The sequence below is a fragment of the Paraburkholderia phymatum STM815 genome, assembly GCF_000020045.1.
Taxonomy (GTDB): domain Bacteria; phylum Pseudomonadota; class Gammaproteobacteria; order Burkholderiales; family Burkholderiaceae; genus Paraburkholderia; species Paraburkholderia phymatum.
The window spans coordinates 1,509,350-1,525,036 of sequence record NC_010622.1 but is presented as its reverse complement, the minus strand read 5'-3'; the positions used below and the strand labels follow the sequence as shown (position 1 = coordinate 1,525,036).

Below are 15,687 nucleotides of genomic sequence, written 5' to 3'. Positions count from 1 at the left end.
CAACAGCAAATCGCATCGGCTTTCTGGCGTAATCCGCTGTAAATTTCCGAACTCCCGCTGTAACCCAAGGGACTTTCGTTTTCCCTATCCTCGTGAGATGCAATGTCACGAGCGGAAAGGAAGACGTCTTGAAACAGTCTCATCAATCCTCGGGCGAGTTTCTGTCGAATCTGCGCGGCTGCCGTGTGTCCGCACCCATTCAGGGGCCGTGGGGCGGCGGCTGCCGGATCGTCGAATGGATCGATACAGCCGGTCAGATTTCGCGGCGCGTCGTCGCGGAAAACGTGACGGCTGACGAAGTGCGGGAAACCATCCGGCATCACGTGGAAGGCCGCAAGCACCGGTTGATCGACGACGAACGGGAGCCCCGGCAGACCTTGCCGCGGCGTTGAACCGGGCGCGAACTCATCTGCGCGGCACTCGCGGGCCTATTCGGATTCGGACGCCTCGTCGCCAGCCTGCGCGAGCAGCGCTTCCCGCGCGGCCTCGTTGAATAGCGGGTGCTGGGCAGCCTCCGCCGGCGTCAGTACGGGCGCCACGCAGCAATCCAGCGGCACCAGCAGCGTGACCCATTCGTCAAGCGGGCGCGTGGCGATCACGTTAGCCATGTCCTTGATCAGTTGTACCGCATCCGGTCCGGCTATCGACTGGCCGAGACTCCAGTGGCGCGTCGCCCAGTCCGGGCGGTCGAGCGCCATGCACAGCGTTTCCCAGAATTTGAGTTCGAGTGCGCCGACGGCGAGCCATCGTCCGTCGAGCGTGCGGTAGAGGTTGTAGCAGGGTACGCCGCCATTCAGCAGACTGCTTCCCGCGACAGGCGCTGTGCCGTCGTTGGCGAGCGCCACCTGCGCAACGACGTTGTTCGCGTACGTGCAGTGCGCCATGGATACGTCGACGAAACGCCCGTCGCCGCCGCGCGCAACGGCCCACAGCGCGGCGAGTATCTGGTTGACGGCGGATAGCGCGCCGCCCAGCAGGTCTGCGATCTGGAAGTTGGGCAGGATGGGCGCGCCGTCGTGCGATGCCAGTTGGTCCAGCACGCCCGCATAAGCGATGTAGTTCAGATCGTGCCCGGCGAGTTCGGCAAACGGGCCGTCCGCGCCGTAGCCGGAAATTGCGCAATAGACGAGCTTCGGGTTGATGACGCGCAGCACGTCATAACCCACGCCGAGCCGGTCCATCACGCCGGGACGGAAGCTTTCGACCAGCACATCGGCTTCGCGCGCCAGCGCCATCAGCACCGTGCGGCCGCCTTCCGACTTCAGATCCAGCCGCGTTTCGCGCTTGCCGCGATTCACGAGCCGGTAAAACGCGCCGGGGCGTCCCGCCACGCGGTCGGCCGTGCTCTGCATCATCGTGCGCGTCGCGTCGCCGGCTCCGGGCGCTTCGATCTTCAACACGTCGGCACCCATTTCCGCAAGCCGGAGCGTCGCGACGGGACCGGGCAACAGGCGCGTCAGATCGAGCACGCGCAAGCCCTTCAGTGCGGCAGTAGACGACAATGCCCAGCCCTCCACGATTGCTGGCGCGGCCTTGCTTCCCGGTTGGTTCCGTCGCGGTGGCGAAGGGGCCGTTAGCCGATTTGTTCGAGTTCCTCGTGCGCTTCGAGCCATTCGGCTTCGAGCGTTTCGAGTCGTGCGTTGACATCCGCCTGACGGCGTATCGCTTCCGTCAGCTTCGTTTTTTGCTCCGCGGCGTAGCTGGCAGGGTCGGCGACGAACGCGTCCAACGTCGCCTTTTCCGCGTTCAGCGCGTCCATTTCCTTGTCGATCTTCGCAATGCGCGTTTGCAGCGGCTTCTTCAGATGTGAAAGCTTCTGGCGCGTTTCCGCTTCCAGCCGCCGTTGCTCCTTGCGATTCACCGTTCCGTCCGCGCCGCCGTCGTTCGCAGCCGAAGCGTCGCCGGCCTTGAGCGCCGCACGCTGCTCGGCGGCATGCTGCAGCAGCCAGTCGCGGTAGTCGTCGAGATCGCCGTCGAACGGCTGCAGCTTGTGCTTCGCGACGAGCATAAACTGGTCCGTGGTCGCGCGCAGCAAATGGCGGTCATGCGAGACGAGGATCAGCGTGCCTTCGAACTGCGCGAGCGCCATTGTCAGCGCGTGGCGCGTTTCGAGGTCGAGGTGGTTGGTCGGTTCGTCGAGCAGCAGCAGGTTCGGCTTCTGCCAGATGATCAGCGCGAGTGCGAGACGTGCTTTCTCGCCGCCGGAGAAGGGCGCGATGGCGGCCGTCGCCATGTCGCCGGAAAAGTTGAAGCTGCCGAGGAAGTCGCGCAGTTCCTGTTCGCGCGTGTCGGGTGCGAGGCGCGCCAGATGCTGCAACGGCGAGTCGTCGGGCCGAAGGGTTTCCAACTGATGCTGCGCGAAATAGCCGATCTGCAAGCCCTTGCCCTGGCGCACATGGCCGCTGAGCGGGGCCAGCGTGCCCGCGAGTGTCTTGATCAGCGTCGACTTGCCTTGACCGTTCGCGCCGAGCAGGCCGATGCGCTGCCCGTTCTGGATGGACAGCGCGACGCGCTCGACGATGGGAAGCTCGCTGCCGTCCGCCCCGTGATAACCGCAACGCACGTCTTCCATCACCATCATCGGATTCGGCGCGGAGTCGGGCGTGCGGAATTCGAACGTGAACGGCGACGCAATGTGCGCGGGCGCGATCAGCTCCATTTTTTCGAGCGCTTTCATGCGGCTTTGCGCCTGGCGCGCCTTGGTCGCCTTCGCCTTGAAGCGGTCGACGAAGCTCTGCAGATGCTCAATGGTCTTGCGCTGCTTTTCGTATGCGCTCTGCTGCAGCGCGAGCTGCTGCGCGCGCAGCACTTCGAATTGCGAGTAGTTGCCGCCGTATCGTTTGATCTGCTGGTTCTCGAGATGCAGCGTAACATTGCAGACCGAATCGAGAAATTCGCGGTCGTGCGAAATCACGATCAGCGTGCCCGGATAACGGTGCAGCCAGTCTTCGAGCCAGACGATGGCATCGAGATCCAGGTGGTTGGTCGGCTCGTCGAGCAGCAGCAGGTCCGAACGGCACATCAGCGCCTGCGCGAGATTCAGGCGCATGCGCCAGCCGCCCGAAAAACTGCCGACGCCCGCACGCGTCTGGTCGAGCGTGAAACCGAGGCCGAGCAGCAGCGCTTCGGCGCGAGCGGGGGCCGTGTAGCCGTCGGCATCGGCGAAGGCGGCGTGCGCCTCCGCTTCGGCCGCACCGTCGTGCGCGGCGGAGGCGGCTGCGATGCGGGCTTCGATGGCGCGCAGCGCGGCGTCGCCGTCGAGTGTGTACTCGAGTGCGGTCTTGTCGACGGCGGGCGTTTCCTGCGCGACATGCGCGACCTGCCACGACGGCGGCATCGCAACGTCGCCGCCGTCGGCGTGCAGATCGCCGAGCAGGACGGAGAACAGCGTCGATTTACCCGCGCCGTTGGCACCGACGAGGCCGGCTTTTTCGCCAGGATTCAGCGCGAACGTGGTCTGTTCGAAAAGCGGTTTCGTGCCGCGCGCGAGACTGAACTGATTGAAGCGGATCACAACGAGGCCGGATGAAAGAAAAACGCTATTTTAGACTGCGCGGCGCACGCTCAGGCATTGGCCGATCGGCTAGGTGGCGCGCGGCCGCGGAGCCATTAGACTAACGACATTCCTGGAGGGCGGCACATGGCAGACAAGTCTTCGATTTATTCCTTCTCGGCGCGCACGCTGGACGGCGAGCCGGTCAGCTTCGAACGTTACAACGGCAAAGTGATGCTGATTGTCAACACGGCGAGCGAATGCGGTTTCACGCCGCAGTACGCCGGCTTGCAGAAGCTGCACGAGCAATACGCGGCGCGCGGGCTGCAGGTGCTGGGTTTTCCGTGCAACCAGTTCGGCAAGCAGGAGCCGGGCGATGCGGCGCAGATCGGTGCGTTCTGCGAGAAGAACTATGGCGTGACGTTTCAGATGTTCGACAAGATAGACGTCAATGGTTCGGACGCGCATCCGCTCTTCAGGTTCCTGAAGGACGAAGCGCCCGGCGTGCTCGGACTCGAAGCGATCAAATGGAATTTCACGAAGTTTCTGGTCGACCGCGACGGCAAGGTCGTCAAGCGCTACGCGCCCACCACGAAGCCCGAAACGATCACGGACGACATCGAGGCGCTGCTGTAACGGGCGTCAGAGAATCGGCGCGAACAAACGCGCAACGTGCATCAGCACGCGCCGCAGCGCCGGCGCGTTGCGATACTCGCTGCGGTCTATCTCGTACGATTCGTCGAAGTCGTGTAGCAGCATGTCTTCGACTTCGGCTGCAAACGCGTGATCCACGGTCAGCACCATGATCTCGAAGTTCAGTCGGAACGACCGGTTGTCGAGGTTCGCGCTGCCGACGGCGGCCGCCACATCGTCGATCAGCACCACCTTCTGATGCAGGAACCCCGGCCGGTAGCGGAAGATGCGCACGCCGGCCCGGATCGAGTCGTACGCGTAGAGCTTCGACGCTTCGAACACGACGCGGTGATCGCGCCGGCTCGGAATCAGAATGCGCACGTCGACGCCGCGCAGCGCCGCGAGCCGCAGCGCGGCGAACACGGCTTCATCGGGCACGAGATAAGGCGTCGTGATCCAGATCCGCTCGCGCGCCGCATTGATCGCCTCGACGAAGAACAGCGAGCAGGTTTCCTGCTTGTCGGCAGGGCCCGTCGGCACGACAAGGCAGTGCATGTCGTCGCGGGAATCGACGGGCGGCGGATCGAGCTGCGGCAGATCCTGCGTAGCCCAGTACCAGTCTTCCGTGAACACGAACTGGATACTGGCAACGGCGGGACCGCGCACTTCGATGTGCGTGTCGCGCCACGGCGACAGAGGCGGCTTGCCGCCCAGATACTCGACGCCAACGTTGTGCCCGCCGACGAACGCGCGCTGGCCGTCCACCACGACGATCTTGCGATGATTGCGAAAGTTGAGCTGAAAACGGTTGACGAACCTTCTGTTCGTCGCGAACGGATGCATGAGCACGCCGCCCGCGAGCAGCGATGCGACGTACCGATGCGGCAGATCGAAGCTGCCGATGCTGTCATACAGCACGTACACGCGCACGCCTTGCGCGGCCTTCGCGAGCAGCGCGTCCTTGAGCATTTCGCCGAGCGCGTCGGCGCGCATGATGAAGAACTGCACGACGATGTAGCGTTGCGCATGTTCGATCGCATCCAGAATCGCCGCGAACGTCGTCTCGCCGTTCACGAGCGTGCGCACGCTGTTGCCGGGCAGGAACGGCATGCCGGATAGACGCGTGAGCGAGCGCACGAAGTGATGTCCAAGCGCTTGCGTCGGACGGCCTTGCGACGAAGCTTCCGTGTCCCATTCGGGCGGATGCGCGCGCGCGCGCAGCGTTTCGTTCTCGAGGCGGCGCGCGTCGGCGTAACCGGCGAACTTGCTGCGCCCGAGGAACAGGTAGGGGACGAGCGTCAGATACGGCATGGCGACGAGCGACACCGCCCACGCGATCGCGCCTTGCGACGTGCGGGTATGCAGGATGGCATGGCACGCCGCGATCACGCCCAGCGCATGGGCGATGAATACGAGCGTGCCGACATGGAGCAGATCGAATTGCATAAGCGTGCGTGCGATGGCCGTCGCGCTGCGTATGGTTGACTTCGTGGTTGTCGTTCGCGGCGCCCGTCGCAGGCGTCCAGTTCCAGTTGCGCCGGTCGCGCCCATCTTACCGAAAGCATTCGCATCGCGGCCAGCCTGCTGCTGGAACCGCGGATCGATGCCGATGCTTATCGAATGAATGCGGGCGAATGAATGCGGGCGAATGAATGCGGGCGAATGAATGCGAGCGAATGCGGGCGCCCAAAAGCACACGACGCACGGTGCCCAGACAGGCACCGTGCGTCGTGCGAGGCAGCCATCAGCCGCACGCGGGCATCAATTGGCGGGAAGGTCGCTGGCCTGTATCAGGAACACGTTGTCGTCGCCGGCGCTGGTCGACATCCACACGAGATCGAGGCCGCCGAACGCCGCTTCGACATGCGCGCGCTCGTTGCCGATCTCGACCACCAGCACGCCGTCGTCGGTCAGCCAGTTGCGCGCATTGGCGATGATGCGGCGCACGATGTCCATTCCGTCGGCGCCGCCCGCCAGCGCCATCGCGGGCTCATGCTGGTACTCGGGCGGCAGCGCCTTCATCGATTCCGCGTTGACGTATGGCGGATTTGTGATGATCACGTCATAGCGGCGCTCCGGCAGCGGTGCATAGAGGTCGCCTTCGAACAGCGCAATGCGCTCTTCCAGTTCGTACTCCTGGACATTGCGGGTCGCCACTTCGAGTGCGGCGGGCGACAGGTCGACGGCGTCGATATCGGCATTCGGGAACGCATATGCCGCGAGAATCGCGAGGCATCCGGAACCCGTGCACAGTTCGAGTACCGCGCCAACCTGTTCGGGATCCTCGACATACGGCTGCAGGCCATCTTGCAGCAGTTCGCCGATAAACGAACGCGGCACGATCACGCGCTCGTCGACATGGAAGCGATGGCCGTGCATCCACGCTTCCTGCGTAATGTAGGCGGCGGGTACGCGATCTGTCGCGCGCCGTTCGACCACCTTCAGCACCGAGTCGATTTCTTCGGACGTCAGGCGCGCGTCGAGAAACGGCTCGAGCAGATCGATGGGAAGATGCAGCGTGTGCAGCACGAGATACGCGGCTTCGTCATAAGCGTTCGACGAGCCGTGGCCGAACGCAAGCCCGGCCTGGTTGAAGCGCGACACCGCGTAGCGCAGCACGTCGCGAACCGTGGAAAACGGATGAGTCATGGTCGAGGCCCTCCGTCAGGCTATCAGTTGTTCGAGCACGCGTCGGTAGACGTTCTTGAGCGGCTCGATATGTGCGACTTCGATATGTTCGTCGATCTTGTGGATGCTCGCATTCAACGGACCGAATTCGATGACCTGCTTGCAGATCCGCGCAATGAAACGGCCATCCGAGGTGCCGCCCGTTGTCGACAGTTCCGTCGCGATGCCCGTTTCGTCGTAGATCGCTTTTTCGAGTGCGTTCGACAGCTCGCCGCGCGGCGTGAGAAAGGGCAGGCCACTCACGGTCCACGTCAGATCGTAGTCGAGACCCTGTTTGTCGAGAATCTGATGCACGCGGCTTTGCAGGCCTTCGACCGTGCTCGCCGTCGAAAAACGGAAGTTGAACATCACTTCGGCGTGGCCGGGAATGATGTTGGTCGCGCCCGTTCCGCTGTGCAGGTTCGACACCTGCCAGGTAGTGGGCGGGAAGTATTCGTTGCCTTCGTCCCAGTGCTCGGCGACCAGTTCGGCGAGCGCGGGCGCGAGCAGGTGCACCGGGTTCTTCGCCAGATGCGGATACGCGATGTGGCCTTGCACACCCTTGACGGTCAGCTTGCCCGACATCGAGCCGCGGCGACCGTTCTTCACCATGTCGCCGAACCGCACACTCGAAGTCGGCTCACCCACTACGCAGTAGTCCATGCGCTCCCCGCGCGCTTCGAGCGCATCGACGACCTTCACGGTGCCGTCCGTCGCCGGACCTTCTTCATCGCTCGTGATGAGCAGCGCGAGCGAGCCGCGATGCTGCGGATGCGCGGCCACGAACTCCTCGCTCGCGACCACGAAGCCCGCAATCGACGCCTTCATGTCGGCGGCGCCGCGGCCGTACAGCTTGCCGTCGCGGTGGGTCGGCTCGAAGGGCGCGGACGACCACTGTTCGGCGGGGCCTGTCGGCACCACATCTGTGTGGCCCGCGAACGCGAGCAGCTTGCCTTCCTTGCCCGCAGCGCCGCGTTTGACGGCCCACAGATTCGTCACGCCGTTCGATTCGATCGTTTCGCATTCGAAGCCGATCGCGGACAGGCGCTCGACCAGAAGGTGCTGGCAGTTCTGATCGTCGGGCGTGACGGACGCGCGGCCGATCAGGGTTTCGGTAAGGGCAAGAGTGCCGGACATCGATGCAGTTCCAAACTCAGGTGAAAAAATGCCGGCCCAGGAAGGCCGGCAACAACATAGGTACGGCTGGCGAGCGTGATACGCCCGCCCGTTCAGGCGAACAGCGTTTCGTATTGCTCTGCGGAGAAGCCCAGCGTTTTCACGCGCCCGTTCACGACCAGCACGGGTCGCTTGATGATCGACGGCTTGTGGATCATCAGCGCAATCGCGCCTGCCGTGGTGTCGGCTTCCGCCTTGTGCACGTCGGACAGGCCGCGCCACGTGGTGCCGCGCTTGTTGATGAGCTGCTCCAGCGGCACGTCCTTCAGCCAGTCCTGCACCAGCGCATTCGACACGCCCGCCTTCTTGAAGTCGTGAAACTCGAACTCGACGCCGTGCTCTTCCAGCCACACACGGGCCTTCTTCACGGAGTCGCAGTTCGGAATGCCGTAGACGACGGTCGTCTTCGACGAAGCGCGCGCCATCAGTCGCCTCGCAGCAGTTCGTTCAGACCGACCTTTGCGCGCGTCTTGGCGTCGACCTTCTTGACGATCACGGCGCAATACAGGCTGTGCGAACCGTCCTTCGACGGCAGGTTGCCCGCGACCACCACCGAGCCCGCCGGAATGCGGCCGTACGACACTTCTCCCGTTTCGCGGTCATAGATCTTCGTGCTCTGGCCCAGGTACACGCCCATCGAGATCACCGAATTCTCTTCGACGATCACGCCTTCCACGACCTCCGAGCGCGCGCCGATGAAGCAGTTGTCTTCGATGATGACGGGGTTGGCCTGCAGCGGCTCCAGCACGCCGCCGATGCCCACACCGCCCGACAGGTGCACGTTCTTGCCGATCTGCGCGCACGAACCGACGGTGGCCCAGGTGTCGACCATCGTGCCTTCGTCGACGTACGCGCCGATGTTGGTGTACGACGGCATCAGCACGACGTTCTTCGCGATGTACGAGCCGCGGCGCGCAATGGCGGGCGGCACGACGCGGAAGCCGCCTGCCGCGAAGTCTTCGGCGGTGTAGTTCGCGAACTTCGACGGCACCTTGTCGTAGAACTGGGAGTAGCCGCCGGCGGGCATCGGTGCGTTGTCTTCGAGACGGAACGACAGCAGGACGGCCTTCTTCAACCACTGGTTGACGACCCAGTCGCCATCCTTCTTTTCCGCGACGCGCAGTGCGCCCTTGTCGAGCTGCTCGATGGCGTGCGCGACGGCTTCCCGCACATCGGCGGGCGCGGCCTTCGGCGACAGGTCGGCACGGTTGTCCCAGGCGTTATCGATGATCTGCTGAAGTTGTTGCGACATGTTCGTGATGATCTTTCGAGAGAGTTGGAATCGGAAAGCGGGTGAGGGCGCAGCGCTGCGGCGGCGCTCCCTGAAGTGTGCGCCTGGGCCGGAACTAGCGTTCCAGCGAGCGGCAGAATTCGACGATGCGCTGCACGCCCTCCGTGCATTCGTCGACGCCCGCGACCAGCGCGAGGCGGACAAAATCGCGGCCGGGGTTCGTGTCGTGCGCGGTGCGTGCGAGATACGAGCCGGGCAGAACCGTCACATTATAGTCGGCGTACAGCCGCTGGGCGAACGCGGTATCCGAGAGCCCCGTGCGCGCAACGTTCGCCCATAGGTAGAACGCGGCGTCGGGCAGCTTGACATGGAGCACGCCGGCGAGCATCGGCGTCACGGTCGAAAACTTCTGCGCGTACATCGCGCGGTTTTCGCGCACGTGCGCTTCGTCGTTCCAGGCGGCGATGCTGGCCGTCTGATAGACGGTCGACAGCGCCGCGCCGTGATACGTGCGGTACAGCAGGAACTGCTTGAGGATGGACGCATCGCCTGCGACGAAGCCCGAGCGCATGCCCGGCACGTTGGAGCGCTTCGACAGGCTGGACAGCATCACGAGCCGCTCGAAGCCGCGGCCGAGTTTGTGCGCCGCTTCCAGCCCGCCGAGCGGCGGCCGCGACTCGTCGAAATAGATCTCGGAGTAGCATTCGTCGGAGGCGATCACGAAGCCGTGGCGGTCCGACAGTTCGAACAGCTCACGCCAGTCGTCGAGCGTCAGCACCGCGCCCGTCGGGTTGCCCGGCGAGCAGACGTACAGCAGTTGGGTGCGCGCCCAGACGTCGTCGGGGATGGCCGAGTAGTCGCAGGCGAAGTTGCGCGTCGGGTCGCTGTTGGCGAAGTACGGCTGAGCGCCCGCGAGTAGCGCCGCGCCCTCGTAGATTTGATAGAACGGGTTCGGACAGAGTACGATCGCAGGCTCGCCGCCGGCGCTTTTCCCCGGATCGATCACCGTTTGCGCGAGCGCGAACAGCGCCTCGCGCGAGCCTGCCACGGGCAACACCTGCGTGGCAGCGTCGACGGGCGGCAGGTTGTAGCGCGTCGTGACCCACTTCGCGATCGCTTCGCGCAAAGCCGGCGCGCCGACAGTCGCCGGATAGGCCGCGAGACCGCCGAGGGAATCGATCACCGCTTTGCGGATCAGTTCAGGCGTCGGATGTTTCGGCTCGCCGATTCCGAAGCTGATATGGGAGAGATGCGCGGGCGGCGTGACGTCCTTGAAGAGCAGGCGCAGTTTTTCGAACGGATAAGGCTGAAGGGAGTCGAGTAGCGGGTTCACTTGGCGGTTCGGGCGTGGTTCGGCGTGACTGACGCAGGTGAAGGCGGCGCGCGGCGGCATCGGCGCAAAGGCCGGATGCGTTGGCATTCCCGCCACCGATAGCACGGGCAACAAGTGAACGATTATAGCGTGTTGGGCAGCGGCGGCACCGCGTATCGTCCGATTGGACAAGGCTTTGCGGTGGCGGCGGCGCGCAGGCCGTGAAGGCACGAAGCACCCGAATGACGCGATGCGCGCGTCACGGCGAAATAATGGTAGACGCAAGGCGGGCGGTATCGGACTGCACGGTAAAGGTAAAGCATTCAGCGGCAGCGGCCGGCAACACACGAGGCAGACAGGTCATGCAAAACAGGCTGGACATTGGCGGGAGTGCTGCGCGATGAATCTCTCGCTGCGCAATACGTGGCCCACGCTCGCGATCATGATGGGCGCGTCCGTATGGGGCATGGTCTGGTATCCGCTGCGCATGCTCAACGCGCTCGGCTTGACGGGTACGGCGGCGAGCGCGCTGACGAGCGGCGCGGGCTGTCTGTTCGTCCTGCTCGTCCGCCGCAGCGCAATCAGAACGGTCCGCTGGCATTGGCTGCTGCCGGCGCTCGCGCTGTTTGCGGGTATCACCAATCTCGGCTTCGTGTGGGGCGCGATTCACGGTCAGGTGATGCGCGTGCTGCTGCTGTTCTATCTGACGCCCGCCTGGACGGCGCTGTTCGCGCATTTCATCCTGCGCGAACGGCTGACGTGGTCGGGCGCAGCGCTCGCGGCGATGTCGCTGGCGGGTGCCATGATGATGTTGTGGTCGCCGCAACTGGGGCTGCCCGTTCCCGGCAGCCTGGCCGAATGGGCAGGGCTCGCGGCGGGCATGTCGTTCGCGATGAGCAACGTGCTGATCCTCAAGACGAGCCGCGACTTGCCGGACATGCGCGCCGAGATGCGCACGGCCGTGATTTTCGGCGGCGCGGCGATCTTCGGCGCCTGCGCGTCGTACTTCGAATCGATGCCCGCCGCTCCGACGGGCGCACACGTCGGCGAGGCGGTACTGCTTGTGCTCGGTATCGGCTTCGCGCTCGCGACCAACAATATGCTCGTGCAATACGGGCTCGCGCGCGTGCCGGCGAACCGCGCGTCGATCATCATGCTGTTCGAGATCGTCGTGACGGCGCTGACGGCGTGGCTGTTCGCTGGCGAAGTGCCCGGTCCGCGCGAATGGGCGGGCGGCGCGTGCATCGTTTTGGCCTCTGCACTGTCGAGCTGGGTGCATCGCGCGAAGCCCGGCGAAGCGGCGGGTGCTGAAGGATCGGGCAATCGGCAGGACAACCCGGACGGCAACCTCGACCAAGACCGGGATGGCGCCCGTAAGAATCGCCCACGCGCGATGGTATGATTGCCCCTCATTGGCCAGCGGTGCAGCGTAGGGCGCGCCGCGGCGCCGGAATCGCAGCGGGCTCGCGCTACGTTGTGCCGCTTGCCGGGCAGGGAGCCGCAGGCGGTTCGCACATCGAACCCGCGCGTTCCGTTTCCATAAATTACTTTCAAACAGCGATATCGCCGTGCGTCTGACCTCGATCAAACTCGCTGGCTTCAAGTCATTCGTCGATCCCACGCATTTTCAGGTTCCGGGCCAGCTTGTCGGCGTGGTCGGTCCGAACGGTTGCGGCAAGTCCAACATCATCGATGCCGTGCGCTGGGTGCTCGGCGAATCGCGCGCCTCGGAGCTGCGCGGGGAGTCGATGCAGGACGTGATCTTCAACGGCTCGACGGCGCGCAAGCCGGGCAGCCGTGCCAGCGTCGAACTCGTGTTCGACAACGCCGACGGCCGTGCCGCCGGGCAGTGGGGCCAGTATGCCGAAATCGCCGTCAAGCGCGTGCTGACGCGCGACGGCACATCGAGCTACTACATCAACAATCTTCCGGCGCGCCGCCGCGACATCCAGGACATCTTCCTCGGCACGGGCCTCGGGCCGCGCGCCTACGCGATCATCGGACAGGGCATGATCGCGCGAATCATCGAAGCGAAGCCGGAAGAACTGCGCGTGTTTCTCGAAGAAGCCGCGGGCGTGTCGAAGTACAAGGAACGCCGCCGCGAAACCGAGAACCGTCTGCACGACACACGCGAGAATCTGACGCGCGTCGAAGACATCGTCCGTGAACTGACGACCAATCTGGAAAAGCTCGAAGCGCAGGCCGTTGTCGCGACGAAATTCAAGGATCTGCAGGCCGAAGGCGAGGAGAAGCAGCGTCTGTTGTGGCTGCTGCGCAAAAACGAAGCGGGCACCGAGCAGGACAAGCAGAAGCGCGCGATCGAACAGGCGCAGATCGACCTCGAAGCGCACACCGCGAAACTGCGCGAAGTCGAAGCGCAGCTGGAAACGCTGCGCGTCGCGCATTATTCCGCCAGCGACGCGATGCAGGGGGCGCAAGGCGCACTCTACGAAGCGAACGCCGAGGTGAGCCGCCTCGAAGCGGAAATCAAGTTCATCGTCGAGTCGCGTAATCGCGTGCAGGCTCAGATAGCCGCGTTGACGGCGCAGCGCGAGCAGTGGCTCGCGCAGGCGCAAAAGGCGCACGACGATCTCGAAGACGCGGAAGTCCAGCTCGACGAAGGTGAAGAGAAGGCTGTGATCGCCGAAGAGGCGGCCGCCGCGAAGCATGACGCGTTGCCCGCGCTCGAGGCGCGTTGGCGCGATGCGCAGTCGCAGCTCAACGAGGAGCGCGCCGGCATTGCGCAGACCGAGCAGTCGATCAAGCTCGAGGCCGCGCATCAGCGCAACGCCGACCAGCAGTTGCAGCAGTTGCAGCAGCGCCAGGAGCGCCTGAAGACGGAAGCGGGCGGTCTCGATGCGCCGGATGAAGCGCAGCTCGAAGAGCTGCGCATGCAGCTTGCCGAGCAGGAAGAGATTCTGCGCGAAGCGCAGGAACGTCTCGCCGACGCGCAGGACACGCTGCCGCGTCTCGACGGCGAGCGCCGTGCCGCGCAGGAGCGCGTGCAGGCCGAAAGCGCGCAGATTCACCAGCTGGAAGCCCGTCTCGCCGCACTGCGCCAGCTGCAGGAGAACGTGCAGACGGAAGGCAAGATCCAGCCGTGGCTGGACAGGCACGAACTGGGTGCGCTGCCGCGTCTGTGGAAGAAGCTGCATGTCGAAGCCGGTTGGGAAACCGCGCTCGAATCGGTGTTGCGCGAGCGCCTTGCCGCGCTCGAAGTGTCGAACCTGGACTGGGTGAAGCATTTCGTCAGCGACGCGCCGCCCGCCAAGCTCGCGTTCTACGCGCCGCCTGCAGCGGGGCAGCCTGTCGCGGCGCCGGCTTCGCTGCGGCCGCTGCTGTCGCTGGTGCGAATCGACGATGCCGGCATCCGTGCCGTGCTCAGCGACTGGCTTGGCAACGCGTTCGTCGCCGACGATCTGCCGCAGGCGCTGTCGATGCGCGCGCAATTGCCGGAAGGCGGCGTGTTCGTCGTCAAGGCGGGCCATGTGGTGACGCGGGTCGGCGTGCAGTTGTACGCGGCCGATTCCGAGCAGGCGGGCATGCTCGCGCGTCAGCAGGAAATCGAGAACCTGACGCGGCAGGTGCGCGCGCAGGCGCTGCTCGCCGAAGAAGCGAAGGCGGCGGCGATCCGCGCGGAAGCCGCGCATACGCAGGCTTCGAATGCGTTGGCCGAAATGCGTCAGCAAGCCGAACGCGCGACCCAGCGCGTGCACGCATTGCAAATGGATGTGCTCAAGCTCACGCAGGCGCACGAGCGCTATACGCAGCGCAGCACGCAGATCAGCCAGGAACTCGAAGAGATCACCGCGCAGATCGACGAGCAGCGTGCGCTGCGCGCGGAGTCGGAAGCGAACTTCGAGCGGCACGATGCCGAACTCGCAGAATTGCAGGCGCGTTTCGAAGACAACCAGCTCGCGTTCGAATCGCTCGACGAAGAACTGAGCAATGCGCGCAACGGCGCGCGCGAGCTCGACCGCGCCGCCACCGATGCGCGCTTCGCAGCACGCAACATGGCGAACCGGATCGACGAACTGAAGCGCAGCATTCAGGTCGCGCACGAGCAGAGCGAGCGCGTGGCCGGCTCGTTGGAAGACGCGCGCGCTGAACTTGAAACGATCAACGAGCAGACGGCGCACACGGGTCTGCAAGATGCGCTGGACATTCGCCGCGTCAAGGAAGAGGCGCTGCACGCCACGCGTCTCGAACTCGACGATCTGACTGCGAAGCTGCGTGCGTCGGACGAACTGCGTCTGACGACGGAGCGCGCATTGCAGCCGCTGCGCGACCGTATCACGGAGTTGCAGTTGAAAGAACAGGCCGCGCGCCTGAACGCCGAACAGTTCATCGAGCAGCTGACGGCAGCCGGCGTCGACGAAGCCGAACTGCAGGCGAAGCTCACGCCGGACATGAAGCCGTCGTACCTGCAAGGCGAGGTGACGCGCATCAACAATGCGATCACGGCGCTGGGTCCCGTCAACATGGCCGCGCTCGATGAGCTAAAGGCGGCGACGGAGCGCAAGACGTTCCTCGACGCGCAATCGGCCGACCTGACGAATGCAATCGAAACGCTCGAAGACGCGATCCGCAAGATCGACCAGGAAACGCGCACGCTGCTGCAAGGCACGTTCGACCAGGTGAATCACCATTTCGGCGAACTGTTCCCGCGTCTGTTCGGCGGCGGGCAGGCGAAGCTGATCATGACGGGCGATGAGATTCTCGATGCCGGCGTGCAGGTGATGGCGCAGCCGCCGGGCAAGAAGAACTCGACGATTCACCTGCTGTCGGGCGGGGAAAAGGCGCTCACGGCGACGGCGCTCGTATTCGCGATGTTCCAGCTGAATCCGGCGCCGTTCTGTCTGCTGGACGAAGTGGACGCGCCGCTCGACGACGCGAACACCGAGCGTTTCGCGAACCTTGTGCGTGCGATGTCGGACAAAACACAGTTCCTGTTCATTTCCCACAACAAGATCGCAATGGAAATGGCGCAGCAATTGATCGGGGTGACGATGCAGGAGCAGGGCGTGTCGCGGATCGTCGCTGTCGACATGGAAACCGCTGCGGGATTTGCCCAGAATATCGTTTAAACGTCCACCCGTGCGTCGTCCGGCCTCATGCCGGGCCGCGTGCAGGTGTTGCTGAAACAGAATTGATTCGCTGCGCGCCTTCGCCCGC

At 64.5% G+C, this 15,687-nt stretch carries 12 protein-coding genes; 4 read left to right on the top strand and 8 right to left on the bottom strand.

The genetic code is table 11. From position 1 onward, the window contains the following. Nucleotides 1-128 precede the first annotated feature (128 nt). Nucleotides 129-392, top strand: coding sequence for a DUF2866 domain-containing protein (locus BPHY_RS06885; protein WP_012400753.1), 264 nt, complete (start codon nucleotides 129-131; stop codon nucleotides 390-392). Between the two features lie 36 nt (nucleotides 393-428). Here BPHY_RS06885 and BPHY_RS06880 read toward each other — a convergent pair whose 3' ends face one another. Both BPHY_RS06880 and BPHY_RS06875 read right to left on the bottom strand, forming a co-directional pair. After that, nucleotides 429-1,484, bottom strand: a complete 1,056-nt coding sequence (locus tag BPHY_RS06880) for a CaiB/BaiF CoA transferase family protein (protein ID WP_041763824.1) — start codon at nucleotides 1,482-1,484, stop codon at nucleotides 429-431. A gap of 89 nt (nucleotides 1,485-1,573) precedes the next feature. After that, a complete protein-coding gene (locus BPHY_RS06875) occupies nucleotides 1,574-3,514 on the bottom strand; it encodes an ATP-binding cassette domain-containing protein (RefSeq protein ID WP_012400751.1) in 1,941 nt (646 codons plus the stop codon). Between the two features lie 126 nt (nucleotides 3,515-3,640). Between BPHY_RS06875 and BPHY_RS06870 the strand changes: the two genes are divergently transcribed. Next, nucleotides 3,641-4,129 (top strand): glutathione peroxidase, encoded by a 489-nt coding sequence (locus BPHY_RS06870; RefSeq protein ID WP_012400750.1) that lies wholly within the window; start codon nucleotides 3,641-3,643, stop codon nucleotides 4,127-4,129. Between the two features lie 6 nt (nucleotides 4,130-4,135). Here BPHY_RS06870 and cls read toward each other — a convergent pair whose 3' ends face one another. From cls to dapC, 6 genes are all read right to left on the bottom strand, one after another. Beyond that, nucleotides 4,136-5,572, bottom strand: a complete 1,437-nt coding sequence (gene cls, locus BPHY_RS06865; RefSeq protein ID WP_012400749.1) for a cardiolipin synthase — start codon at nucleotides 5,570-5,572, stop codon at nucleotides 4,136-4,138. A gap of 315 nt (nucleotides 5,573-5,887) precedes the next feature. After that, complete coding sequence (gene prmB, locus BPHY_RS06860) at nucleotides 5,888-6,775, bottom strand: 50S ribosomal protein L3 N(5)-glutamine methyltransferase (protein ID WP_012400748.1); 888 nt, start codon at nucleotides 6,773-6,775, stop codon at nucleotides 5,888-5,890. A 15-nt stretch (nucleotides 6,776-6,790) separates the two neighbouring features. Beyond that, nucleotides 6,791-7,930 carry a succinyl-diaminopimelate desuccinylase gene (gene dapE / locus BPHY_RS06855; protein ID WP_012400747.1) on the bottom strand — a complete coding sequence of 380 codons (1,140 nt, stop codon included), beginning with the start codon at nucleotides 7,928-7,930 and terminating at the stop codon, nucleotides 6,791-6,793. Nucleotides 7,931-8,022: 92 nt separating this feature from the next. After that, nucleotides 8,023-8,394, bottom strand: coding sequence for an ArsC family reductase (locus BPHY_RS06850; protein ID WP_012400746.1), 372 nt, complete (start codon nucleotides 8,392-8,394; stop codon nucleotides 8,023-8,025). Continuing rightward, complete coding sequence (gene dapD, locus BPHY_RS06845; RefSeq protein WP_012400745.1) at nucleotides 8,394-9,221, bottom strand: 2,3,4,5-tetrahydropyridine-2,6-dicarboxylate N-succinyltransferase; 828 nt, start codon at nucleotides 9,219-9,221, stop codon at nucleotides 8,394-8,396. The genes BPHY_RS06850 and dapD overlap by 1 nt, the downstream gene beginning before the upstream one ends. Before the next feature lie 94 nt (nucleotides 9,222-9,315). Beyond that, entirely contained in the window at nucleotides 9,316-10,533 is a 1,218-nt protein-coding gene (dapC, locus tag BPHY_RS06840) for a succinyldiaminopimelate transaminase (protein ID WP_041763822.1), read from the bottom strand. A 379-nt stretch (nucleotides 10,534-10,912) separates the two neighbouring features. Here dapC and BPHY_RS06835 point away from each other — a divergent pair, with 379 nt between their 5' ends. After that, nucleotides 10,913-11,914 carry a DMT family transporter gene (locus BPHY_RS06835; protein ID WP_012400743.1) on the top strand — a complete coding sequence of 334 codons (1,002 nt, stop codon included), beginning with the start codon at nucleotides 10,913-10,915 and terminating at the stop codon, nucleotides 11,912-11,914. Nucleotides 11,915-12,080: 166 nt separating this feature from the next. After that, on the top strand, nucleotides 12,081-15,599 hold the full coding sequence (gene smc / locus BPHY_RS06830; protein WP_012400742.1) for a chromosome segregation protein SMC: 3,519 nt from the start codon (nucleotides 12,081-12,083) through the stop codon (nucleotides 15,597-15,599). Nucleotides 15,600-15,687 lie beyond the last annotated feature (88 nt).